The following is a 1,868-nucleotide window of genomic DNA, read 5'->3' on the forward strand; positions in this document are numbered from 1 at the left end:
ATCTTGGTGAACATGCGAAATGTCATCCCTCGGGTCGGCCGTTCCTTTTATGGCCTGTGCTTGCAGGGTCAAGCCGACCATGCAATTCACTGCCTTTCAATCGACTTGCGATTCCAATTCATCGCTGTGGCCCAGTCAGGGAGCCAGCCGCCAGTTGATCGTGTCGGCAAAACCTGAAACCTTGGAAAAAACTCGCATTGGAGGACGTCTGATGAAAACCCGCGCCGCTGTCGCTGTCGCCGCCGGAAAGCCGCTGGAGATCATGGAGGTCGATCTCGACGGCCCACGTGAGGGCGAGGTGCTGGTCGAGATCAAGGCGACCGGCATCTGCCACACCGACGAATTCACGCTGTCGGGTGCTGATCCTGAAGGTCTGTTTCCGGCCATCCTCGGCCATGAGGGCGCTGGCGTCGTCGTCGATATCGGCAAGGGCGTCACCTCGCTCAAGAAGGGCGACCACGTCATCCCGCTCTACACGCCCGAATGCCGCCAGTGCCATTCCTGCCTGTCGCGAAAAACCAATCTGTGCACGGCCATCCGCGCCACCCAGGGCCAGGGCCTGATGCCCGATGGTTCATCGCGCTTCTCGATCGGCAAGGACAAGATCTTTCACTATATGGGCTGCTCGACTTTCTCCAACTTCACCGTGCTGCCCGAGATCGCGCTAGCCAAGGTCAACCCCGACGCGCCCTTCGACAAGATCTGCTACATCGGCTGCGGCGTCACCACCGGCATCGGTGCTGTGATCAACACCGCCAAGGTCGAGATCGGCGCCACCGCCGTCGTCTTCGGCCTCGGCGGAATCGGCCTCAACGTGATCCAAGGCCTGAAACTTGCCGGCGCCGACATGATCATCGGCGTCGATTTGAACAACGACAAGAAGGAGTGGGGCGAGCGCTTCGGCATGACGCATTTCGTCAATCCGAAGGAGATCGACGGCGATGTCGTGCCCCACCTCGTCAACATGACCAAGCGTGGCGCCGACCAGATCGGCGGCGCCGACTACACATTCGACTGCACCGGCAGCACCAAGGTGATGCGCCAGGCGCTGGAAGCCTCGCATCGCGGCTGGGGCAAGTCGGTCGTCATCGGCGTCGCCGGTGCCGGCCAGGAGATCTCGACGCGGCCGTTCCAGCTGGTCACCGGCCGCACCTGGATGGGAACCGCCTTCGGTGGCGCGCGCGGCCGCACCGACGTGCCCAAGATCGTCGACTGGTACATGGACGGCAAGATCCAGATCGACCCGATGATCACTCACACGCTGAAGCTCGAGGACATCAACAAGGGTTTCGATCTCATGCATGAGGGCAAATCGATCAGAAGCGTCGTGGTTTACTGAGGAAGATACCAGGCCGCCGCCCAATCGGCCCGCGACCTCTGTGGTTCACAAGTGGGAGGAGAAAAGAAACATGAGCGAACTCCCCGCTATTCTCGTCGATGCAGACGCCTGCCCGGTCAAGGCCGAGGTCGAAAAAGTGGCCGACCGGCATGGCGTCGTTGTCACCTACGTCTCCAATGGCGGCCTGCGGCCATCGCGCGATCCGATGATCCGCAATGTGGTGGTCTCCAAGGGCGCTGATGCCGCCGACGACTGGATCGTGGACAATGCACGCACCAACGACATTGTGATCACCGCCGACATTCCGCTGGCCGCCCGCGCGGTGGCACTCGGCGCCCATGTGCTTGGGCCAACGGGACGCCCCTTCACGCCGGAAACGATCGGCATGGCGGTAGCCATGCGTGACCTGAAGCAGCATCTGCGCGAGACCGGCGAAAGCAAGGGCTACAATGCCAGCTTCGCGCCGCAAGACCGGTCGCGGTTTCTCGGCGAACTCGACCGCATCTTGCGGCGCGAAGCTGGCATTGTA

General features: G+C 61.9%; 2 protein-coding genes. Both read left to right on the forward strand.

Annotation, left to right across the window (positions count from 1 at the left end; all coding sequences use genetic code 11):
* The first annotated feature begins 211 nt into the window (after window positions 1–211).
* Window positions 212–1,339 (forward strand): S-(hydroxymethyl)glutathione dehydrogenase/class III alcohol dehydrogenase, encoded by a 1,128-nt coding sequence (locus EN984_RS33040; RefSeq protein ID WP_127270241.1) that lies wholly within the window; start codon window positions 212–214, stop codon window positions 1,337–1,339.
* 70 nt (window positions 1,340–1,409) lie between these two features.
* The coding region (locus EN984_RS33045; RefSeq protein WP_127384288.1) for a YaiI/YqxD family protein at window positions 1,410–1,868 on the forward strand (459 nt) is incomplete at its 3' end.

The organism is Mesorhizobium sp. M7A.F.Ca.CA.004.12.1.1 (genome assembly GCF_003997835.1).
Lineage (GTDB): Bacteria > Pseudomonadota > Alphaproteobacteria > Rhizobiales > Rhizobiaceae > Mesorhizobium.

Excerpts from the sequence above, each read along its gene's own strand:
- EN984_RS33040 (WP_127270241.1), top strand. The coding sequence starts at position 212 with ATGAAAACCCGCGCCGCTGTCGCTGTCGCCGCCGGAAAGCCGCTGGAG.